Origin of the sequence: Enterococcus sp. 125944, assembly GCF_051909435.1 — a bacterium.
GTDB lineage: Bacteria > Bacillota > Bacilli > Lactobacillales > Enterococcaceae > Enterococcus_D > Enterococcus_D gallinarum.
The window spans coordinates 210,832-232,123 of sequence record NZ_JBQASY010000003.1 but is presented as its reverse complement, the minus strand read 5'-3'; the positions used below and the strand labels follow the sequence as shown (position 1 = coordinate 232,123).

Annotated in this window: 20 protein-coding genes, 1 rRNA gene and 1 riboswitch; of the genes, 20 read left to right on the top strand and 1 reads right to left on the bottom strand. The window is 40.2% G+C overall.

All coding sequences use genetic code 11. The features are described from left to right. The 5 genes from rrf to ACTFWY_RS04855 all read left to right on the top strand — a co-directional run. Positions 1 to 111 (top strand): 5S ribosomal RNA (gene rrf, locus ACTFWY_RS04875); the annotation flags it as partial. Positions 112 to 279: 168 nt separating this feature from the next. Continuing rightward, on the top strand, positions 280 to 1,161 hold the full coding sequence (locus ACTFWY_RS04870) for a hypothetical protein (RefSeq protein WP_003126748.1): 882 nt from the start codon (positions 280 to 282) through the stop codon (positions 1,159 to 1,161). Next, positions 1,154 to 2,308, top strand: a complete 1,155-nt coding sequence (locus ACTFWY_RS04865; protein WP_311811125.1) for a hypothetical protein — start codon at positions 1,154 to 1,156, stop codon at positions 2,306 to 2,308. The genes ACTFWY_RS04870 and ACTFWY_RS04865 overlap by 8 nt, the downstream gene beginning before the upstream one ends. A 68-nt stretch (positions 2,309 to 2,376) precedes the next feature. Continuing rightward, complete coding sequence (locus ACTFWY_RS04860) at positions 2,377 to 3,381, top strand: zinc-binding alcohol dehydrogenase family protein (protein WP_311811124.1); 1,005 nt, start codon at positions 2,377 to 2,379, stop codon at positions 3,379 to 3,381. Continuing rightward, positions 3,374 to 4,075 carry a class I SAM-dependent methyltransferase gene (locus tag ACTFWY_RS04855; RefSeq protein WP_081132072.1) on the top strand — a complete coding sequence of 234 codons (702 nt, stop codon included), beginning with the start codon at positions 3,374 to 3,376 and terminating at the stop codon, positions 4,073 to 4,075. Before ACTFWY_RS04860 ends, ACTFWY_RS04855 begins: the two co-directional genes overlap by 8 nt. A 54-nt stretch (positions 4,076 to 4,129) precedes the next feature. Here the strand turns inward: ACTFWY_RS04855 and ACTFWY_RS04850 are convergent, their stop codons facing one another. Beyond that, entirely contained in the window at positions 4,130 to 5,242 is a 1,113-nt protein-coding gene (locus tag ACTFWY_RS04850) for an SLC13 family permease (RefSeq protein WP_439926633.1), read from the bottom strand. A 159-nt stretch (positions 5,243 to 5,401) separates the two neighbouring features. Between ACTFWY_RS04850 and ACTFWY_RS04845 the strand changes: the two genes are divergently transcribed. The 15 genes from ACTFWY_RS04845 (at position 5,402) to ACTFWY_RS04775 (ending at position 21,180) form a co-directional block, all read left to right on the top strand. Next, positions 5,402 to 6,862: a helix-turn-helix domain-containing protein gene (locus ACTFWY_RS04845; RefSeq protein ID WP_257602873.1), complete on the top strand. Its 1,461-nt coding sequence runs from the start codon at positions 5,402 to 5,404 to the stop codon at positions 6,860 to 6,862. Next, the gene (locus ACTFWY_RS04840; RefSeq protein ID WP_311811122.1) at positions 6,859 to 8,223 is read left to right on the top strand and encodes an FAD-dependent oxidoreductase; all 1,365 of its coding nucleotides are present in this window, start codon (positions 6,859 to 6,861) and stop codon (positions 8,221 to 8,223) included. The genes ACTFWY_RS04845 and ACTFWY_RS04840 overlap by 4 nt, the downstream gene beginning before the upstream one ends. A gap of 151 nt (positions 8,224 to 8,374) precedes the next feature. Then, positions 8,375 to 9,322, top strand: a complete 948-nt coding sequence (locus ACTFWY_RS04835) for an ABC transporter permease (RefSeq protein ID WP_060814359.1) — start codon at positions 8,375 to 8,377, stop codon at positions 9,320 to 9,322. Then, entirely contained in the window at positions 9,319 to 10,269 is a 951-nt protein-coding gene (locus ACTFWY_RS04830; protein WP_376715986.1) for an iron chelate uptake ABC transporter family permease subunit, read from the top strand. Before ACTFWY_RS04835 ends, ACTFWY_RS04830 begins: the two co-directional genes overlap by 4 nt. Next, positions 10,266 to 11,024: an iron ABC transporter ATP-binding protein gene (locus ACTFWY_RS04825; RefSeq protein ID WP_003126738.1), complete on the top strand. Its 759-nt coding sequence runs from the start codon at positions 10,266 to 10,268 to the stop codon at positions 11,022 to 11,024. Before ACTFWY_RS04830 ends, ACTFWY_RS04825 begins: the two co-directional genes overlap by 4 nt. Positions 11,025 to 11,043: 19 nt before the next feature. Then, entirely contained in the window at positions 11,044 to 12,000 is a 957-nt protein-coding gene (locus ACTFWY_RS04820) for a siderophore ABC transporter substrate-binding protein (RefSeq protein ID WP_311811121.1), read from the top strand. 155 nt (positions 12,001 to 12,155) lie between these two features. Continuing rightward, the gene (locus tag ACTFWY_RS04815) at positions 12,156 to 12,725 is read left to right on the top strand and encodes a hypothetical protein (protein ID WP_113849741.1); all 570 of its coding nucleotides are present in this window, start codon (positions 12,156 to 12,158) and stop codon (positions 12,723 to 12,725) included. 92 nt (positions 12,726 to 12,817) lie between these two features. Continuing rightward, on the top strand, positions 12,818 to 13,150 hold the full coding sequence (locus ACTFWY_RS04810) for a PadR family transcriptional regulator (protein ID WP_003126735.1): 333 nt from the start codon (positions 12,818 to 12,820) through the stop codon (positions 13,148 to 13,150). Continuing rightward, on the top strand, positions 13,147 to 14,112 hold the full coding sequence (locus ACTFWY_RS04805) for a permease prefix domain 1-containing protein (protein WP_138371837.1): 966 nt from the start codon (positions 13,147 to 13,149) through the stop codon (positions 14,110 to 14,112). Before ACTFWY_RS04810 ends, ACTFWY_RS04805 begins: the two co-directional genes overlap by 4 nt. A 389-nt stretch (positions 14,113 to 14,501) precedes the next feature. After that, positions 14,502 to 15,065 carry an alkyl hydroperoxide reductase subunit C gene (ahpC, locus tag ACTFWY_RS04800; protein WP_003126733.1) on the top strand — a complete coding sequence of 188 codons (564 nt, stop codon included), beginning with the start codon at positions 14,502 to 14,504 and terminating at the stop codon, positions 15,063 to 15,065. A gap of 9 nt (positions 15,066 to 15,074) precedes the next feature. Further along, entirely contained in the window at positions 15,075 to 16,604 is a 1,530-nt protein-coding gene (ahpF, locus tag ACTFWY_RS04795) for an alkyl hydroperoxide reductase subunit F (protein ID WP_003126732.1), read from the top strand. A gap of 356 nt (positions 16,605 to 16,960) precedes the next feature. Beyond that, positions 16,961 to 17,150, top strand: a riboswitch (M-box (ykoK) riboswitch). A gap of 122 nt (positions 17,151 to 17,272) precedes the next feature. Continuing rightward, on the top strand, positions 17,273 to 18,421 hold the full coding sequence (locus ACTFWY_RS04790) for an FtsW/RodA/SpoVE family cell cycle protein (protein WP_103301095.1): 1,149 nt from the start codon (positions 17,273 to 17,275) through the stop codon (positions 18,419 to 18,421). Beyond that, positions 18,399 to 19,568 (top strand): FtsW/RodA/SpoVE family cell cycle protein, encoded by a 1,170-nt coding sequence (locus ACTFWY_RS04785; RefSeq protein WP_311811120.1) that lies wholly within the window; start codon positions 18,399 to 18,401, stop codon positions 19,566 to 19,568. Before ACTFWY_RS04790 ends, ACTFWY_RS04785 begins: the two co-directional genes overlap by 23 nt. 14 nt (positions 19,569 to 19,582) lie before the next feature. Next, positions 19,583 to 20,242, top strand: a complete 660-nt coding sequence (locus ACTFWY_RS04780) for a phosphatase PAP2 family protein (protein ID WP_311811119.1) — start codon at positions 19,583 to 19,585, stop codon at positions 20,240 to 20,242. Continuing rightward, complete coding sequence (locus ACTFWY_RS04775) at positions 20,239 to 21,180, top strand: LCP family glycopolymer transferase (protein WP_311811118.1); 942 nt, start codon at positions 20,239 to 20,241, stop codon at positions 21,178 to 21,180. The genes ACTFWY_RS04780 and ACTFWY_RS04775 overlap by 4 nt, the downstream gene beginning before the upstream one ends. The last annotated feature ends 112 nt before the right edge of the window (positions 21,181 to 21,292 follow it).

Sequence of the window (21,292 nt, the reverse complement as noted above, 5' to 3'; positions counted from 1 at the left end):
TGGCGATAGCGAGAAGGATACACCTGTAACCATGCCGAACACAGAAGTTAAGCTTCTTAGCGCCGATTGTAGTGAAGGGTTTCCCTTTGTGAGAGTAGGACGTCGCCACGCAAGTTAACCTTATATCAAATATTTGATATAAGGTTTTTTTTGTTTAAAAGTAACGGGATCAGCGATGAGTCTGCCAAAAACATGTTGCAAAAAATTTAGGTGACTTAAAATAACTTTTTTTGCGAAAAAATGATACACTGTTTATGAAGAGTTTTTAGGAGGGATAGTATGACTGAGGAGCTTAAAAAAGAACAGGATCCAGTAGACAATGAACGTAACGAAACGTCGTCGGCAGTTCCATTTACAGAAATCAAAGAAGTCGCTTCAAAAAATATTGGTCAGATGCTTCAAGACCTGCAAGCGTTCGAAACAGCGATTGAAAAGGAAGACATTCCGGAGATTTATCGAATCTACAATGGCCGCCTGCACAAAGAATTGAAAGAAACATCCAATCAAAATCATGAAATCGATGAGTTGCTGGCGCGAAAAATCCATGACAGTTTTGTCGCTACTTTTCCATTCATGATACATGCCGATCGAATTTCACCTACGGTTCATTATTATAAAATAGGTGAATACTACCATGAACGTCCGACAATTGGCATTGATGCCAGTGTTCCAGAAATCTTTGTGATTCCTGCTATAGATGATGAGTGGCGTAAATTTCAACGCGGCAATCGTGATATGCTGACAGCCATTGAACAACAGATGGATAATTTAGACGCCAAAGCCATTGCGGCTCAATCCGAGATTCAAAAACTGCAAGAGGAGATCGATCGCATTAAGCGTAGTGAAAACGAGTTGTCAGAATCAAAAGGATTTTTTAATCGCGGAAAAATCGATGAGGAATTAGAAGCATTAGTCCAAGAACGAAAAAAGGTAGAAGCGAAACAAAAAGAATGGTCTCGCTATTCCCAAAACGAACAAGACGTGCTTCTTGAAAAAGAACGATTAATGCAGCAATATCACGCCTTGCGCTTAAAAAAGGCAATCGTCGAAAAAGAATTTCGTCAAATCGATCACTATTTTGGTTCGTTGCAAGAGATGAACGAACGATTGCAAGCTTTCTTAATGAGCTATCTAGGAGAGGAGTCGATCGCAGATGAATAATGAGGAAGAAAAAACGCCCCTAATGAAAGAACAAACAGAAGATGGGATTCGCGAAACAGCTACGTCAAAGAGCGAACTGGAAATAATGGAAACAAATGAGTTGGCAACCGCCGCTGATGAACTAAAAACAGTTGAAATAGAATCGGATGAGCTTGAAGCAACGGCAATTGATCAGGAAGACTTGTACCAACAATCTGCTGAAGAAGGCCATAGCGAAGGGCTAATCATTGACTCTACAGAGTCTGCAGAGCTTGAAATACCTGAAGCACCTGAAGAACCTGGAGAACCTTATGATGAATACTATGAAACGAAAGAAAGTGATCACCAAAGAATTGAAAGCTTAATTGAACAAGCAGAAAATGAATTAGCAGATTTGCGCTTACGCAAAGCCATTATGGAAGCTGATTTTGATGAATTATGTCATCACTACCAAACATTGATCATTGGCAACCAGGATATTTCAATTATCGCTAAAAAGACGTTACTGGAATACTATGCTTATGAATTCTTGAAACCCTTGCGATCGATTGGATTGGTGCCAACCGACAACTACGATGTTTGGAAAACAAAGCACTTCTTGGTGAAGTTTCAATTGAATGAAGAAAAAGCAATGGATTTATATTTTAAATTGAATCCGATCAATTCTCAATATGAATCACAGTACTTGCCGCTACTCACGATTTATTCTGACACACGAGAAGTGCGGGTCAACGACCATCAAATCTTATATCTATTGCGGCAATGGTATACAGATAAAATATTTACGGTCAATCAATTGTCACTGTTTAATTACGATATCAATTTACTCTTAACTCATTTTCGCGCATCTTCATTTATGGTTTCACCAAGTCTCATTGATAATACGCAAGAACTTGCAGTGGATTTAGAGACTGAGTTTCCGATCACAACAGACATTTTGGACCAAATCTTTATTACTACGATGGAAAATCAAGACTATGATTTTGTCAAAGCAGAGTATGAAGACTATGAGATCTTCTTAGATAAAAAACAACGCTTGACGATTCGGATGGCTGATGATCGGACCCATTTGTTTATTGATTCAGATCGAAGAAAACGTTCCTTGTTAGATTTCTTCACTTCTTACGAATTTTTAGTTCCATTAGTAGTACCTAGTTATTCGCATTAAACAAGCATAAGAGCTAAAATAATCATTAAGGTTATTTTAGCTTTTTTTTAAGAGAGGAGAATGATGTAATGTTGAATCGTGCGATCGGATTTTATGAGGGAATGCCTTTAGATAACAGCAATGTTTTTCAAACGAAAGATTTGGACATGCCTTCAATAGGAGCAAATGATCTATTGATAAAAGTTGAAGCCGTATCGGTCAATCCCATTGATGCGAAGCGTCGCCAAACGACGACAAAATCTGGTCATTTCGTGATCCAAGGATATGATGCTTGCGGAATCATTGAAAAAGTTGGCGATCAGGTCACAGAATTTCAAGTGGGCGACCCGGTGATGTACAGTGGAACAACACAGCGAGACGGGGCGAACCAGAAATATCAAGCGGTGGATGCACGCTTAGTAGCGAAAGTCTCTTTAGAAAATTTAGCGGAATGGGCAGCATTGCCTTTAACAAGTATCACTGCCTGGGAACTTCTATTTGAGAAATTTGGGTTGATTCCTAAAGAAAAAGCCAATCAAGGAAAACTATTGATCATCAATGCAAGTGGTGGAGTGGGATCGATTGCCGCCCAGCTGGCACATTGGTCCGGGCTTGAAGTATATGGCACTGCCAGCCCCACAAATCATGAATGGCTAGATAAAAATGGGGTAGCGCACCCACTCGATTACCATTACCCGCTACAAGATCAGGTTGAAACCACCTTTGACTATATTGCTGTCTTTTATGACATTTCCGATTACATCGATCAATTTGCTCAATTGATCCGCCCATTTGGTAAAATCGGAATGATCGTTAATACGCGCGGTCCATTAGATCTTAACCCATTTAAAAATATCGGAGTGGACTTTTACTGGGAATATATGTTTGCAAAAACCGATTATCAAGTGGATTTGGCTAGTCAAGGAGCGATCTTAAAAAAAATTGTTGATCTAGTCAATGAACAAAAAATCCATTCTACGATCACCACCTGTTTTGAAACAGGCCTGACGATCGAAAATTTGATTGAAGCAACCACATTAGTAGAAAAAGGCAGTCCAGGGAAGGTAGTCATCTCCGGAGGATTCCATGAGTGAGGAACAAGAATTTTGGGATGATTTTGCGGCAGAATATGCAGAGATCCAGCAAGAATCACAATTAACGATTGCTGAGGATCTAGCAACATTTTTAAAGACAAACGGAATTTTGCCAATAAGCTCTTTTGTTGATTTAGCTGCGGGAAGTGGCCGCTATATTCCAGCGATTTTACCTGATACAAAGCGTTATCTGGCCATTGATTTTTCAGTGGAAATGTTGAAAGCAGCTAGACGTTATGTAAAAGATCCTCAACAAAAAGTAGACTTTCGACTGCAAACACAAGCAGAGTTTCTTGCTGATAAGACCACCTATCCCTTGATATTTACTGCAATGAATCCAGCGTTGACCGAGAAAGATCAGCTGATTTCTCTGGTAGAAAAAAGTCGTCGCTTATTGATTTTGCGGATCGTTCGGACCAAAGAAAATATCTTTCAACCACTGGAACAGAACGATCACAAAGATGAAAAGCTACTTTCTGTCTATAAGAAATGGCTTCTGGAAGAACAAATCAGTTTTTCTACTCATCTTTTTTCTTATGCTTATGAAGAAATCATTGATCGGGAATTTTTTTACCGCTATTTTCAACAGGATATTCCACAGTCAGAATTGCTGCAGCTAAGCCGTTCCCTTTTTGGAGAAAAGAAAAAAGCAATTAGTAAGACGGAGATCGATTATGAGCTCCTAATCGTTTGAAGGCAAGCAGTTGTCCTGTATACTCAGGGACAGCTGCTTGCCTACTAGTGCCTATTAGCCTATCCCTAAATAGAGATAGCCGATTGAACCGATTATGAATAAGTAAAGAATATTCACCATATAGAACTTGTGTTGGAATCTTTTTTGTTCTTGAGGGAGAGCTTGCTTGATCAATTTGTAACCAATCAAATTCGCTAACGAAGCAATCAATGTGCCCAAGCCACCCACATTTACCCCCAACAAAACAGCTTTCTTGTAGGTTGTAAAAGGAGCAATCAGAATCGCTGCTGGGACATTGGAAATCACCTGAGAAAGGGTGATGCTGCCTAAAAAGGCTTGTTGTTCTTTTTGGAAGAAGGGTTGGATCATTTCAATCAACTTGTCTTGTTCGTTGATATTTCCGATAATCACAAAGAAACAAGCGAATGTGACTAAGAGACGGTAATCCACTGAACGAAAGAGCTCTTTTTGAAAAAAATAGACCACGAATACTACGATCGATGCCGAGAGGACGAAAGGAACGACATGAAAGATTCCCAAAATCATCAGTGCCATTAAACCAAGATAAAGTACCGTGTATTTTTTCTCAAAAAAATGCGTGGTTTTTTTGATGATGAGAGGGGATGCTGGCAATAATTGAATGGATCCTACTAACAGAGTTAATGATAGGACAACCATCATACCTGTCGTTTGCAAAAAAGTAGTCAAAGGTAAATTATAAAAAGAAAACAAGAAGAGATTTTGCGGATTCCCAAAGGGAAATAAACTGCTGCCTAAATTAGCGGCTACAATCAGGTAAACTGCGCCGAGAAGAACGCTTTTTTGTTCCTGAATGCCTTTGGTGATCAGAAGATACATAGGTAGTAAAGTCAGGATCGCCACATCGTTCGTTAGTACCATCGAGCTGAAAAAACTTAATAAAACAATCGTTCGAATCAGTGCTCGGAGAGAATGACTCTTAGAGAGCAAACGTTGACCAATGAAATTCAACAAACCGGCTTTTTCAAGCCCATTAATAGTCAGCATGAGACCAAACAAGGTCAAAATCACTTGAAAATCAATAAAGTGGACATCAAAACGTCCAAATGAACTCGCAACAAGCGCCAAAAAGAAAGAAATCGTAAATAATAAGTCGCTTTGGAAAAAGAAGAATATTTTTTTTAACATGCGTGCTCCTTTCTTTCAAATTTTACCATGGACTCTTTTAGAGAAGCAAAGAAATATTCTCGGTTTTGACATATACTGTGAAATCCTATCGCTCAATATGGTTGACAAACGAAGCGTTTATTGGGAAATTAGAACTAGACTGAAAAAGGAGCAGAATCGATGAATTTGATGCAACTATTAGAAAAAAATCAGCAAGTCCATTTTCAGATACTGACCATCTTCTTTCAGCATGGTTCAGAAATTTCCTATAAAACTCTTGCAAATAAGTTATCCATTTCTTCACCGACGCTCCAAAAGGAGATTCAGCATTTGAGTGACAATCTTTCTGTTTTCCATGCAGAGGCATTGTTAGAAACAAAAGAGAATGATCGTTTGCATTTAACATTACCGCTTGATTTTTCTATTCAGCATTTTTTTTATGCGTATTTATCAGAAGCGGTGGATTTTCAAATTATTGAATATCTCTTTTTCCATCGCGAAGGATCGACAACGAAACTCATGTTGGATTTGACGCTTAGCGAGGCCTCGCTTTTTCGTCATTTCAAATCGATCAATCACTTGTTGGAGGAATTTAGTCTTCAATTGAAAAATAAGAAACTGATCGGCGATGAGCGCCAAATCCGCTTTTTCTTTTATTCGTTTTTTTCGCAGAGTTATCCGTTAGCAAAAATCAATGAAACCTTTAAGAGTCCAGCTATTCGAAACTTGATTCGGGTGATTGAACAGCAACTTGGCTTATCAATTGATCCACGGAATAATTGGAAATTGGTCTTATGGTTTGGTTTGATGGAAGCCCGTTTCGATTTTAGGAGTTCTCAGCAACATGAGTCATCGAAAGGCCTCTTAAAACAAGTAGAAAATGATCCTACTTTTCAAGTGCTACGAAATATTTTAGGACGTTATCTCAGCCGTTTTGCCATTTCGTGGAGTGACTACGAAGCTGTTTACCTCTATTTGTTTTTGATGATGGAAGGATTAGTAGTCATGGATCACCAGCAGGACACTGATTCGGAATTTATGCTAGATTTAGCCGCTGAGAGTCAAGTATTGATGAAAACTTTTGCGGATGAATCTCTTGATATACAAGTTCATTATCCAGAAATCAGTCGTTTTTTAGCAATCATCATTCTTAGAGCACGCTACTTGAAGGGCGCGTTGACTTCATTTGCCGATTTTCCTCCGCATTTTTTGCGGGGAACCATCACGGAAGTAGCGAATCAAGCAGTTGAAACATTGGCACAAGCCACTGGGCCTTTTTCTGAGGAGAAACAGAGAAAGCTCATCCATGATTTGTCGTTTGTTATTGAATGGTTGCAAGAGAAACAACAAAAAGAGCTGAAAATCGGTGTTCTGCTGTCTCAAAATCAATTACGTACGGATGTTTTGCGGCGGTTTTTGGCCAAACAGCTTTCTGGGTATCCTTACATGCAGGTGGAAACTGCACAAGCAACCGATTATGATCTGCTGATTGTGGATCAACCGCAGATTGCCGAAAACTATCACTACAAAAAGCTTCTGGTCTTGACAGGTGTGATCGATCGTTTTGAAGAGCAACGGCTGCATCAAGTGATTGATGAAATTCGAAGGGAAAATCTTGAAAGTGAGTTGGAGAAGTTATGAGGATTGTCATTATTGGAGGCTCTCATGCTGGTATAGCAGCAGCCCGCCATTTAAAACAGATGGATGATAAAATTGAAGTGATCATCATTGAAAAATCCAATGTATTGGGCTATATCGCTAGCAGTTTGAACTTAGTATTAGAGGGATATATTGAGCGTCTAGAAGATTCCCGCACTGCTACTGCCAGTGAATTACTGTCAGAAGGGATCAATGTGATGCTCAATAGCCGCGTCGTAAAGATTGCAGCGGCAGAAAAAAACGTTTCTTTTGAAACATCAACGGCTAGTTGTGTCGAAAAAGACACGATCTCATATGATTATTTGATTTTAGCTATGGGGTCTAGTAATTTTCGGAATGCTTTTACGGAAGAAGTCAAAGAGCACATTACCACGTACAAAACGATTGCCCAGTCTCGAGCAGCTCTAAGCAAAGTACAGGAAGCCAAGAAAGTGGCCATTGTGGGTGCCGGTCTGATAGGTTTTGAATTAGCGGAATCACTAAGTGGACAGGATAAAGAGGTCTTCTTGATTGATCGGATGGATACTTTGCTTTTCCGCTACTTCGACCAAGAGATTTCTCAGATTTTGATCGAACGTTTTCCAAAAAATTTACAAATCTATCTGAACAGCAGCGTGGTCGCAGCAAAACAAACTGCGAACGGAGAGCTGGCGGGAATTGAACTTGCTAATGGGACTTTTTTGCCAGCGGATATCGTTGTCTATGCAGTCAATCCAAGACCGAATGTTGACCTGGTCGCTGACTTTCTGAAGTTGAACCCAGATGGGACGATCGACACCAATGAATTCTTGCAAACTTCCGATCCAAGCATTTATGCTGTCGGCGACTTAGTCTCGATCCCATTCAATCATTCAGACAGTTCACTCTATGTACCGCTGGTGACCAATGCGTATAGAACCGGTATCGTCGCGGCAACAAATATTTTGTCTGCAAAAAAAATCCCTTTTCCTAAAATGCAGCGCACAGTGGTCAGCAAGCTCTTTGGATATTTTGTGAGCAGCTCTGGAATCAATGAAACGGAAGCACCTTATTATGGCTTTGACGTCGATTCTGTCACACGTACGTTCCATGCACGTACGTTTTTCGAAGTAGAAAATAATTTTGAAGTGACATTGAAACTGGTATTTGACAAGGAAACACGAGTAATCATGGGAGGGCAGATCATTACAAGCGATCGCGGCAGTTTGGAGATCATCAATACGGTCTCTACGTTGATCACATCTTACATGACTCTTGATCAATTGGCTACGATGGATTACTTTTTCAATCCAACGATATCTTTTCCGCTGCACTTTTTGAATCAATTGGCCATCGAAGGTCTCTTGAAATCTCATGTGAATTAAATGTGTTATATATTAAAAGTTTTTTTATTCGATAAACCTACGTTAAGAGTAGGTTTATCTTTTTTTTTGCAAAAAGCCTTGTCATTAAAAGCGGAATCGCTTAAACTAACTAGAGAGAATGAGAATCGTTCTCATTAGAAAGGGTTAGTATATGAGAAAAATGAGTCTGGCCATTTTGCTTCTCTTGTTGATCACTGGGTCTTTATTTGTGGGCGCACATGACATGTCTCTAGCTGGTTTAATGGCAGGAGAAGAGAGTCATTGGATGATATTGCTGAAAGTACGCGTTCCTCGTACGATTAGTCTCTTGCTTGCAGGGGCTGTCATGAGCTTATGTGGAAAAATCATTCAGCATCTGATGCAAAATAAATTTGTTGCAGCAGACGTGATCGGTTTGACTGACAGTGCCCGCCTAGGGATCTTGATCGTCATGTTATGGCTGCCCAATGCATCTGGACTCCTGCGAACAACCGCTGCTTTCTTATTTTCTTATGCGGGGGTTTTGCTATTTTTATGGCTAAGTCGCTTGATCCCTAAGAAAGATCCGATGGTTTTGCCTTTAACGGGTGTGATGTTCGGGAATGTGATTGGCGCAGTCAGTTCCTTTCTTGCGTACCGCTTTCAACTTGTGCAAAATGTTTCTTCCTGGTTACAGGGGAACTTTGCTACCGTGATCGAGGGCAATTATGAATTGATTTATCTGACACTACCAGTTTTTGCTCTTTTGTATTTCCTTGCTTATGAAATAACGATTGCCGGGTTAGGAGAGACAGCTGCAAAAAATCTTGGCATCAACTACCACGTTTTACGCTTGCTCGTATTTGCACTGGTTGCTTTTGCCAGTAGTGTGGTCTTGCTTTTAGTAGGCAGTGTTCCATTCCTTGGTGTGATCATCCCTAATATCGTTGCTTTATTTGCAGGAGACCATGTTCGAAACAACCTTTTTCTGATCAGTTTTTCCGGCAGTGCCTTTTTGCTCTTGTGTGATTTGCTAGCAAGGATTTTAATAGCCCCATATGAATTGCCGGTCAGCGTTGTAGCAGGAACGATTGGCGGTATTAGCTTTCTAGTCTTATTGATGAGGAGAAAAATGGTATGAGAATTATCCGGCGTTATATGTTCTTGTTCATACTCATCGGGATAGCTGTTGGCGCATACCTTACCTACAATACATATGGCAATTGGTCCTTCGCACTGCAATTACGGGGAAAGCGAATAGTGGCCTTTGGCTTAGTAGCAATAGCTGTCTCGTTTAGCACGATCACTTTACAAACACTGACACAAAATCGGTATCTGACTCCCGGTATCTTAGGATTGGATCAATTATATGTGCTGATCCAGACGATACTATTTTTCTTCTTAGGAGGAATCCGCATGTTGAGTCAGGAAACACCTTTCGTTTTTTTGTTTTCGATTTTAGCTACCGGGACATTAAGCAGTGTCATCATTCAGACCTTTTATAAAAAAGCCAATAATCAATTGTTTCTATTACTGATGGCGGGAATGATCAGCGGTACTATGTTCACTAGTATCAGTTCATTTCTTCAAGTCATCATGGATCCCAATGAATATGATTTGTTGCAAGGGCGTCTATTTGCAAGTTTTAGCAATGTCAATAGTCAGCATTTATTACTGGCTGCTGGAATTATTTTAATTGGGCTGATTGGATTATCGCTATTGATTCCAGAATTGAATGTTATGGTCTTGGGTGTTCGAAATGCAAAAAGTTTAGGCCTATCGGTTTCAATGATCCAGAAGAGTTGTCTTTTCTTGCTGTCTTTATTATCGGGGACTGCTACTGCTTTAGTAGGACCATCCGTCTTTTTAGGATTTGTCGTGGCAACGATTGCCTATCAGTTATTTCCAACATATCAACATGGCACATTGTTTGTTGGATCAGCACTTTTAGGGTTTTTATTACTAGTCGGCGGCCAATTTTTTGTTGAGCAAGTCTTTCAATGGAACACAACGATCAATACAGTGATTCAATTTTTAGGCGGAATCTTCTTTTTAGGAAAACTAGTCAAAGAAAGGAAAGGACAATGATTGAAACAAAAGGAATCGAAAAGAGTTATCAAGACAAGCGCGTGTTGACTGATTTGTCCTTGCAGTTGCCGGAAAATCAATTGATTGCCTTTATTGGTCCAAATGGTGCCGGAAAAAGTACATTGCTTTCGATTATCAGCCGCATGTTGGAGCAGACTACTGGAGAAGTTTATTTCAAAGAAAAGGAGATTCGACAATGGCGTTCGAAAGAATTAGCTAAGAATCTCGCTTTTTTGCAACAGAGTAACGGTTTTACGGTTGATATGACCGTAGAAGAACTGGTGTCTTTTGGTCGGTTTCCCTATAATCGGGGACGATCAACGCCAGAAGATGAACAAATCATTTCAGAATCATTAACACTTTTATCTTTAGAATCATTTCGGCAACGCTCGATCCATGCATTATCTGGTGGGCAGCTTCAACGGGTCTATTTGGCGATGATTCTTGCCCAAGATACCGAGTATATCCTTTTGGATGAACCGCTGAATAATTTGGATTTGAAACATGCCAATCAGTTGATGCACTTATTGGAGAAATTAGTCAAAGATCATGGGAAAACCGTATTGATCGTATTGCATGACATCAACTTTGCTGCCAGATATGCAGACCATATCGTAGCGATGAAAGAAGGAAGTTTGTTCAAAACAGGCACAGTTGCAGAAGTGATCCAAGAGCCTGTTTTAAAAGAACTTTATGACTTAGAAGTTAAGATAGTCGAAGTGGATGGACAGCGCTTTTGTTATTATTTTAATTAAGAGACCATAGGAGGAGTATATGAAAAAAATAGTATTTAGTTTGGCTGTATTGGTAATGATCACGGGGTTAGCAGGATGCGGCTCTCAAGAAAAAGGAGAGTCAACAAGTGCCTCAACGGCTGCAGCGGCGCCTGCCGAAATCGAAGTGACAGATAGTAATGGCAAAGTGACTGTGCCATTTTCACCAAAAAAAGTCGTTGTTTTCGATAACAGTGCACTTGATACAATGGATGCTTTAGGCGTAGGAGATCGTGTTGTAGGAGCTGCTACGAGCAATATGCCTGACTATTTAAAGAGTTATGCTGCGGTTGATTCTGCAGGTGGTATCAAAGAACCTGACTTAGAAAAAATCAATCAGATCCAACCTGATTTGATCATTATCTCTGGCCGCCAAAGAGACTTTCAAAAAGATCTGGAAGCAATTGCACCAACGATTTTTCTAAGTGTAGACAACGAAAACACTTGGTCATCGATCGATAACAACATTCAAACTATTGCCCAAATCTTCGGAAAAGAAGAGGAAGCCAAGAAACAGTTGACTGCTCTGCAAACAAGAATCGCGAATCTTTCTGAAACTGCAGAAGCCAGCAAGGAAAAAGCATTAGTTGTCATGATGAATGAAGGTAGTCTTTCTGCCTTTGGTTTGGGATCAAGATATAGCATTGTTTATGATACATTTGGGTTTACGCCAGTCGATGATACATTAGAAGCATCGATTCATGGGCAGAATATTTCTTATGAATATTTACTGGAAAAAAATCCCGATATTATTTTTGTTATTGATCGTACAAAAGCAATCGGTGGGGATACAAGCCAGAGTACGTTGACTGAAAATGAATTGGTTCAGCAAACAACTGCTGGAAAAAACGGGAAAGTGATCGAATTAAATCCGCAAGTTTGGTATTTAGCAGGATCTGGGATCGAATCATTGGACATTATGTTGTCGGATGTTGAACCGGCTGCTGCAAAAGATTAAAGGCTTGTTATCGGATAAGGATGGCTTAAATGAGAAACAGTTGCGAATGTTGGATGTTCGCAACTGTTTTTGTATTGAAAACAATTTATTCAATTTAAACCAAATTTAGTTTTTTTCAGGTATGCTAGGTTCAAAGGGAAGGAGCGGATTCCGAAATGCACAAATATTTGCTGGCGGCTGCCTTAGGTTTAGTACTGTTAATAGGGGGATTATTTCTTCGGGTAAACCTGATCCCGATCGCAGACTTTGAGCTATTGACTTTGGCAGAAAAAATTACATTACAAACAGAGGTGGGGCTCGCGCCAAAGTGGGGGACAGTCTTAATGGGCAGCGGATTAGCTATTTTGTTGCTGGTTTTCATTTCCTATTATTGGCCCTCCAAACCGGGGCACAAAAACTATTTGGTCGGTGCGGGTTTACTTGCGCTTTGGATAATCTGCGTAAAGATGATTTTTTTTCCGCCTCAAAAGGAATGGGTCGAAGGGACGGTCATGAAAGTCTATGAGGATGGGTATGCATGTTTTCAGACGAAGAAAAACGCGGAATCACGTTATTCATCAGATTTTGGTCTGTATTATTTCGAAAGCAGCGACAGTTGGCAGCTTCGAGAAGGACAGCAAATCAAAGTTTTAACAGAAGGTGGGAGTTTCATAAAATTTGATGAAGTGTTTTTACCGGTAATTGATGTTCAACCGTTAGCGGGTGTTTCTCGGTCTCAAGACTGATTTAAAAAAAGAATCACAGATTTACTTTACCTGTCGTAGTAATTGATTTATAATTATTACGACAGGTAAAGTAATTTTAAGGAGGGGATCGAGTGATATCCAGCGATGGAATTCGGGGATACAATGATGCAATCATCTTATCGATTCTTTCCAAAGATGATTCCTATGGATACGACATTTCAAAACAGATACGTGAAAAAACAGATTCGCTCTATATCATTAAGGAAACAACATTGTATTCTGCATTCACACGTTTGGAAAAACAGGGATTGATCCGCTCGTATCCTGGAGAAGTGACTCATGGAAAGAAACGCACCTATTATCAAATCAGTGAGGCAGGAAGAGAATTTTTAGAAGTAAAAAAACAAGAGTGGCAGCAAACAAAAATTGTTGTTGAGCGCTTTTTACAAGGAGGAGCAAAATGAAAACCATCCGGGATTATTTAGATAGTTTGTTTTTGAATGTACCCACCACGCCAGAAACAAAGAAAGCCAAAGAGGATTTGGCTGCGATCATGGAAGACCATTACCATGAATTGATTGAACAAGGAAAGAGCGAGCATGAAGCAATCGGGGCTGTGATCAGTGAATTTGGATCAATTGATGAGTTGCTTCAAGAACTGCAAGTAGCGCAGTCAGAAGATACTGCAGAAGAAGCCTGGTTAGATGCTATTACAATCGATGAAGCCTTTGATTTTTGGGGGAAGATTCGCCGTTTTGCCTTCTCACTTTCTTTAGGTATTGCGTTATGTATCGCTTCTCTTGGAATATTTCTCTTTTTTGCCAATGAAATCGATAGTGGCTTAGGACTATTAGTCATGTTCATGTTTGTTGCATTGGGCGTGGGCTTTATTATTACCTCCGGCTTGAACTATTCTGCATCAAAACGAAAATTAAACGATCGTCCATTTGATCAAGAAGTAAAACAAGAGGCGCGGAAGCAATTGGAAGATTATGAAAAGAGTTTTCGATTTGGTCTGGTGCTAGGGATTTCTGCATGTATTCTGTCGGTGACACCCTTTTTCTTGATGGAAGCTATTCTTTACATTCCCAGTGGTTTAGCTTTAGGACTGTTTTTTGCGGCAGTTGCATTAGGAGTATTCTTTATAGTCTATGTCAGTATCATCCGCACAGGATTTGCCAAGATGGCCGATGGCGTTTACTTTATTTCTAATGAAGATGAACCCGGACCACGGGCAGCGCAACACATTTATGGAGAATCCGCAGGAAAAGTTCGCTTTTTTAATACGGTTTATTGGCCAGTGATCGTGGTAGTTTACTTCCTCTGGTCATTTTCAACAGGAAGCTGGGCCTATTCATGGGTGATCTTCATCTTGGGTGGGGTTTTTCAAGATTTCTTTTTGCCTCATCAGAAAAATAAGCGCTAAGGAATTTCTTGAAATAGTTTTTGATAAACATCTGAAAGATCCGAGGTTCTGCTAGAGCAGAAGAGGAGTCCTTCAGGTGTTTTTCTTATCGTTTTGGACAAATAAAAACTTTTCACTTTGATGAATTTGACAAAGTGAAAAGTGACTTAAAGTTATTGAGAAAATATCCTTGTAAATGAGAATGAGTAACCTTGAGGATATAATTGTTAGAAAAGTGAATCTGTTTATTTTCCCAGAAATCATTTTAAAATGAAAGTGAAACGCTCATTTATGAGGAGAAATTCATTTTGTTTAAAAAAATGCAAAGAGACTATTGCAATTCCACTGGCTTTAGACTAATAATTAAGAGAGATTATTCTCAAATAATAATTCTAATTGGAGGAATCGCTATGTCATTAATTGGAAAAGAAATTGAGTCATTTGAAGCACAAGCTTATCACAACGGAAAATTTATCGACGTTTCATCTGAAGATTTCAAAGGAAAATGGAATGTGGTTTGCTTTTACCCAGCAGATTTTTCATTTGTATGTCCAACGGAATTAGAAGATCTACAAGGTCAATATGCAGCATTGAAAGAACTAGGAACTGAAGTTTATTCTGTTTCGACAGATACTCACTATACCCACAAAGCATGGCATGATCACTCTGATGCAATCAGCAAGATCGAATACATTATGGTTGCTGACCCTTCTCACACGATCTCTCGTATTTTTGATGTACTGGATGAAGAAAGTGGCCTTTCGCAACGAGGTACTTTTATTATCGATCCTGATGGCGTTGTTCAAACGGTTGAAATCAATGCGGATGGAATTGGACGCGATGCTAGTGGATTGATCGACAAAATTCGTGCTGCCCAATACGTGCGGACACATCCAGGTGAAGTTTGCCCAGCTAAATGGAAAGAAGGAGAAGACACCTTAACACCAAGTCTTGATCTAGTTGGAAAAATATAGGAGGTTGACATGGCTTTAGATAATGGAATTAAAGAACAACTGAAACAGTATCTGGCAATGCTGGAATCTGAAATTGTTTTCGCAGCTAGTCTTGGTACAGATGACGCCTCACAAAAGGTTCGTGATTTCTTAGAAGAAATCGCAGAAATGTCCGAACGTATTACGATCGAAGAAGCAACTGCAGATCGGACACCCAGCTTTACAATCATGCAACCAGGTATCGACAGTGGCATTGCTTTTGCAGGTCTTCCACTCGGGCATGAATTTACTTCATTTATTTTAGCTTTATTGCAAGTTAGTGGCCGGGCGCCAAAGGTCGAACAAGCGATTCAAGACCGTATCAAACAAATCTCTCAGCCTTTGCATTTTGAGACATATGTTAGTCTGACGTGCCATAATTGTCCGGATGTCGTACAGGCGTTGAATATCATGGCTGTCTTGAATCCGAATATCAGTCATACGATGATCGAAGGTGGTATGTTCAAAGCGGAAGTAGATGCCAAAAAAATTATGGCCGTACCAACCGTCTTTTTGAACGGGGAAGAATTCGCTAGCGGTCGTCAGACGATCGAACAATTACTTGAACAAGCTGCTGGTCCGACTAGCAAAGACTCGTTTGCAGATAAAGACCTGTTTGACGTGTTGGTCGTAGGGGGCGGTCCAGCGGGTGCAAGTGCTGCTGTCTACGCTGCCCGTAAAGGGATCAATACAGGCATGGTGGTGGAAACTTTCGGTGGTCAAGTGATGGAAACATTAGGAATCGAAAACATGATCGGTACACCTTACACAGAAGGACCAAAATTAATGCGTCAAGTGGAAGAACATGTCAATGAGTATAATGTAGATGTCATGAAAGGACAACGTGCCAAAGATATCCGCAAAAATGAATTCGTGGAAGTGGAATTAGAGAATGGTGCTGTTTTGAAAACAAAGACAGCGATCCTTGCCACTGGTGCACGGTGGCGGAACATTAACGTTCCGGGAGAGCAAGAGTTTAAAAATAAAGGGGTCGCTTATTGCCCTCACTGCGATGGTCCGTTGTTTGCTGGTAAAGAAGTGGCAGTTATTGGTGGCGGTAATTCTGGTATTGAAGCAGCGATTGATTTGGCAGGTATGGCAAAACATGTCTATGTATTGGAGTTCTTGCCGGAATTAAAAGCAGACCTTGTTTTACAAAAACGACTAGCAACATTGGAAAACGTGACGGTCATCACCAATGCTGCTACCAAGGAAATTGCGGGTTCCGATCATGTGGAGCAGCTGACTTATGTGGATCGGCAGACAAATCGTGAAGCCACTTTAGCTGTGGAAGGCGTCTTTATTTTGATTGGCTTGATGCCGAATACAGAATGGCTGAAAGATCGAGTGGCTTTGAATGAACGCAATGAAATCATTGTCGACAAACATGGAACTACAGATCTTGCTGGAGTTTTTGCTGCCGGAGATTGTACAGACAGTGCCTACAAGCAAATTATTATTTCGATGGGTTCAGGAGCAACAGCAGCGTTAGGCGCATTTGATTATTTGATTCGCCAATAATCAAATGCGGACTGATCCTTTAAATAGGTACAAGGAATGACTGCAACGCCGTTTACCAAGTTGATTCATTTTTGATCCATGATCATTGCAGCTGATGGCTGAACTTCAGTCAAATAGTTGCCAGTTGATTGGGTCTCGATGGATCGATGGCAAATGGCTGTTGCAGTTTTTTTGTCCTGAAAATAACGAGAAATCTCTAACTAAAAAAGGCAGCGATTCAATGAGCTGTGAGAAAACAGGGGAATTAGTCAATTGCTTAAAGATGTTTAAGAATAATTAAAGAAAAACACAAAATTGCGGAATTCAGTTGTCATCATGAGGAACAAAAGGTAACATTCAGGATGAATAAAAATAACGGATAACCTTGTTAGGTGAGGCTCCTATACAAACATAAGCTATTGCGCAGAAACGTCGAAAGACGCCAATGTGTAAAACAGGAATTGTCGGATTAAGGCTCTTCATAAAATAGCTAAGAAGAAATAAATACTACTAATTTGCTTCTTCTTTACGTTGTATAGTGCCAAAACTCGGACGATGAGATTGCTTGCGAAGTCGAACGTCTTGAGAGAAGTTTGGCTTTTTTTCTTTTCTTGAGTATGTTTCAAAACGTAAATGGATAAAATAAATAACGTCTGAAATCACCTGCTCCAAGGGAAGGAGTGGACGATATGAGTAAAAAGAGAAAGATCGATTGGTTACTTATCACAGCTTATTTGCTGTTGAGTATCATCGGTCTTTTAATGATTTATAGTGCAAGTTCTTACCGGTTGATGACTGCTGGGGGTGCACCGGCCGCGTTGTTCCAGCGACAGCTGATTTTTCTGCTGTTGAGTTGGGGAATGATTCTTTTGATTCAAAAAACCCGCGTCGAAATTTTGTTAAGCAAAAAGTTAGCGGTGGGACTATTGGCCTTTGGCATTGTCATGTTACTGTTGGCCTACCTGCCATTTTTCGGGGTATCAGTTAACGGTGCTCAGCGCTGGATTTCGATTTTTGGCATTCAGTTTCAACCTTCAGAAATAACAAATGTCGGTATGATTCTTTATTTGGCAAACTATTTTAAGGTCAAACGATCTTTCAATGAATTAAAAAAGCCGCTCTTTCTCTTATTTCTATGTTGTGGGCTGGTTCTAATGCAGCCTAAAGTTGCAGGAGTAATGATTTTACTATTTTTGGCTTTTGTTATGATCACGACTGTTCAAGTGCCAGTCAAAGTCACATTCCTGCTATTTACTGCACTGATTTCCAGTTTATTTCTTTTAGGAGGTGCGGTCCTCTTTTTAGGACAACACGGCTGGTTACCACAATTCTTCATGCATGTATACAACCGGATCCAACTTGTTGGAGATCCATTTTCTGACCCATATGGTCAAGGTTTCCAAATGATTCATTCCTATTATGCATTATTCAATGGCGGATTAAGCGGGTTGGGTTTAGGCAATAGCATCACGAAAAAAGGGTTCTTACCCGTTGCGGAGACAGACTTCATTTTTTCGGTATTGGTAGAGGAGCTTGGCCTTTTGGTAGGGATTTTTGTAATTGGATTATTATTTCTAATTGTGTTGCGCCTGTTTATTCGTTCGGCAACAGCTATTGATTCACAAATAGGCTTGATTCTATTAGGAACTGCCACATTGTTGTTATTGCAAACAAGTATCAACATCGCAAGTATCTTAGGGTTAATGCCTATGACAGGGGTTCCTTTACCATTTATTAGTTATGGTGGCTCCAGTTACTTTATTCTTTCGTTTGCTTTTGGTATTTGCCTCAAATTGGAAAGAGGGAGGGAAGCAAATGAAGTACTTCAAACGACATGAAGTGAATTATGCACTGATTCTACCGGTTTTCTTACTTTTTTTATTGAGTATTGCGGTTCAATATGGTGCCAGTGTGCTGGATGGCATTGATCCGGGACCGGTTGTTGTGCGGCAACTCTTTTTTTGCATCATTGCCGCAATCGCATTGTTTGCGGGCAGTTTACTTTCGACGACTTTTTTATTGCGGTTCTCTGGCATCTTTTATGTTCTTTCTCTAGGATTGATGACATTATTGTACTGGTTTTATGATCCCGTCATGTTTGAGTTGACCCATACAAAACGTTGGATCCGAATCGGCAGTTTCACATTGCAGCCTTCTGAGATTATGAAATTGGCTTTTGTATTGTTTATGGTGTATCTCACACTCTTATATGAAAAAAGACAGATTCAGCGAACAATCAAATCTGACTGTTTCTACATTCTAAAAATAGTGCTTTATAGTTTGCCGACTTTTCTATTGATGTATATGCAACGGGACTTTGGTACTAGTTTGGTTTTCATCGTAATGCTCGGCGCACTATTTGTTATTTCCGGTGTCCATTGGAAACTGTTGACAGCAATTTTTACGGTATTGGCTGTGGTTGGCGGACTGTTATTGCTATTAGTCTTTACTGATTGGGGGAATACGATGTTGTTTCGATTGCATTTTAAACCCTATCAATTGGATCGAGTCAAAGCTTGGGCAGATCCTTTTGCTTATCAAGACTCGATTGCTTACCAACAAGTACAAAGTATGTGGGCAATTGGTTCAGGTGGTCTCCTCGGGGCAAGTGACACGCACATTCCTGTCTACGTTCCTGTGCGTGAATCCGATATGATCTTTACAGTCATCGGAGAATCATTTGGATTTTTAGGCAGTTCATTAGTAATTTTTCTCTATTTTTATTTGATTTATCAGATCATTTTTGCAGCATTGCGGACAAATAATAAAGCCTCGGTCTATCTATCGATCACGTTTGTTTTTGGTTTGGTTTTTCAAATTTTTGAAAATATCGGGGCGGCGATTGGATTACTGCCTTTGACGGGTATTCCACTACCATTTCTGAGTCAAGGTGGGACCTCGCTGATTGCAATTGGTCTCTCTTTAGGCATTATTTTTGGGCTGGAGAAGGCGTATGCCCCGGAAAAAGCTTTCCCAATAAATTAAAGGAGTTTACTAAAATGTTCAATCGAACTCGTCGGATGACGGTCAGTCTTAGCTTTATTGCATTGTTTTTTTTATTGACGATCCTAGTCTTGCATCAGCCACACTGGTTTCAAAGGATGGACCGACTCTTTTGTAATTTGCCTCAGATGCGCACTGCTTTAGGAGACCAAATCATGTTGGGCATCGCTTCGACTGCTACAATCCTACCAATAACTGGTTTATTTCTGCTTTTGGGCATCTATTTATGGAAAAAGCAGCAACGAGTTTGGGCAATCTGGGGAATAGGAAATCTGATTGTGATGAGTGGTATCGGTCAAGTGATGAAATGGCTGATTCAGCGGCCACGCCCAGTCCTAGAAGCTGGGATGGTTCGCGATTCATACAGCTTTCCCAGTGGCCATACCCTGCTAGCTGTTACACTGGTGACTACCTGTTTGCTTTTCACTCGATTTTTGTTTAAGAAAAAAGGTCTGTTGGCTATCCTCGGCGGCTCTTTCATTCTTTTAGTAATATTTTCCCGCTTTTATTTAGGCGTTCATTACCCAAGCGATACCCTCGCAAGTATCTGTTTAGCAAGTGGGATCACATTGATGACTTATGAATGGACTGAAAGGATTCTTACGAGTAAAAGTAACAATTTATCCGATAAATTCAAGCAAAGGAGAAGACCATGACGAATGGAAAGAAAGTGTGGCTGACGCTTTTGGTTAGTTTAACACTGCTTGTGACCGTTGGAACAGTCTATGCGCTGCGCATCGTTCTTCGTGCAGAACAAACGGTTCAAACCATGCACGCACCGATTAAAGGGCGAGAAGCAACAGTAATTGAAGAGGTAGAACCCCTAAGTCTGCTCCTTTTGGGTATCGCAAATGATTCAAAGCGAAAAACAGACTATCGTGCGAACACGATCATGATCGTGACATTGAATCCAAAAAATAAGCGGACATCCATTACAAGTATTCCTCGTGATGCTTATGTAGAGATTGTTGATAAAGGTTTCAAAGATAAAATCAATCATGCCCACTCATTTGGGGGCGCCGAAATGATGATCGCTACGATCGAACAATTTTTACAGATCCCAATTCATCATTATTTCTCGATCAATATGGATGGCATGGCAGATCTTGTAGATGCGATTGGCGGAATCACAGTTTACAACGATTTTGAGTTTACGGCTGAGAAAATTCATTACCCAGAGGGGGAGCTTCAACTAGATGGTTGGGCAGCACTTCAGTATACTCGGATGCGTAAAGATGATCCAGAAGGGGATTATGGCCGGCAGAGACGACAACGACAAGTGACTGAGCTCCTCGCTAAAGAATTGCTGTCTCTGTCAAGTTTGTTCCAGTACCAAGAGCTCATTTCGATCGTTGGAGAAAACGGCCAAACGGATCTCACTTTTCAGCAGATCTCACGATTAATAACGAGTTACCAGACTGCCCTAACAACAGTTGATCTCTATCAAATACAGGGGACAGGCTTTACGGGAGATGGCTTGCAAGGAGAAGCAGGGATTTCTTACCAAGCAATCTCTGATGAGGAACGACAGCTAGCGATCCAGCGATTACATTCTGAATTGGATATGCAAACACATAATGAATCGGCAGAATAGATGATGTTGACAATTCGATCATAGATATACTAAAATAAAGAAAATCGTTCAAAAAAAGAAAGAGGTCTCTTGATGAGTGTCTTAGGTATCTAACCAGCAAATTTAAACAAAT

Coding starts and splice junctions, on each gene's coding strand:
- ACTFWY_RS04870 (WP_003126748.1), top strand. CDS start 280: ATGACTGAGGAGCTTAAAAAAGAACAGGATCCAGTAGACAATGAACGT.
- ACTFWY_RS04865 (WP_311811125.1), top strand. CDS start 1,154: ATGAATAATGAGGAAGAAAAAACGCCCCTAATGAAAGAACAAACAGAA.
- ACTFWY_RS04860 (WP_311811124.1), top strand. CDS start 2,377: ATGTTGAATCGTGCGATCGGATTTTATGAGGGAATGCCTTTAGATAAC.
- ACTFWY_RS04855 (WP_081132072.1), top strand. CDS start 3,374: ATGAGTGAGGAACAAGAATTTTGGGATGATTTTGCGGCAGAATATGCA.
- ACTFWY_RS04850 (WP_439926633.1), bottom strand. CDS start 5,242: ATGTTAAAAAAAATATTCTTCTTTTTCCAAAGCGACTTATTATTTACG.
- ACTFWY_RS04845 (WP_257602873.1), top strand. CDS start 5,402: ATGAATTTGATGCAACTATTAGAAAAAAATCAGCAAGTCCATTTTCAG.
- ACTFWY_RS04840 (WP_311811122.1), top strand. CDS start 6,859: ATGAGGATTGTCATTATTGGAGGCTCTCATGCTGGTATAGCAGCAGCC.
- ACTFWY_RS04835 (WP_060814359.1), top strand. CDS start 8,375: ATGAGAAAAATGAGTCTGGCCATTTTGCTTCTCTTGTTGATCACTGGG.
- ACTFWY_RS04830 (WP_376715986.1), top strand. CDS start 9,319: ATGAGAATTATCCGGCGTTATATGTTCTTGTTCATACTCATCGGGATA.
- ACTFWY_RS04825 (WP_003126738.1), top strand. CDS start 10,266: ATGATTGAAACAAAAGGAATCGAAAAGAGTTATCAAGACAAGCGCGTG.
- ACTFWY_RS04820 (WP_311811121.1), top strand. CDS start 11,044: ATGAAAAAAATAGTATTTAGTTTGGCTGTATTGGTAATGATCACGGGG.
- ACTFWY_RS04815 (WP_113849741.1), top strand. CDS start 12,156: ATGCACAAATATTTGCTGGCGGCTGCCTTAGGTTTAGTACTGTTAATA.
- ACTFWY_RS04805 (WP_138371837.1), top strand. CDS start 13,147: ATGAAAACCATCCGGGATTATTTAGATAGTTTGTTTTTGAATGTACCC.
- ahpC (WP_003126733.1), top strand. CDS start 14,502: ATGTCATTAATTGGAAAAGAAATTGAGTCATTTGAAGCACAAGCTTAT.
- ahpF (WP_003126732.1), top strand. CDS start 15,075: ATGGCTTTAGATAATGGAATTAAAGAACAACTGAAACAGTATCTGGCA.
- ACTFWY_RS04790 (WP_103301095.1), top strand. CDS start 17,273: ATGAGTAAAAAGAGAAAGATCGATTGGTTACTTATCACAGCTTATTTG.
- ACTFWY_RS04785 (WP_311811120.1), top strand. CDS start 18,399: ATGAAGTACTTCAAACGACATGAAGTGAATTATGCACTGATTCTACCG.
- ACTFWY_RS04780 (WP_311811119.1), top strand. CDS start 19,583: ATGTTCAATCGAACTCGTCGGATGACGGTCAGTCTTAGCTTTATTGCA.
- ACTFWY_RS04775 (WP_311811118.1), top strand. CDS start 20,239: ATGACGAATGGAAAGAAAGTGTGGCTGACGCTTTTGGTTAGTTTAACA.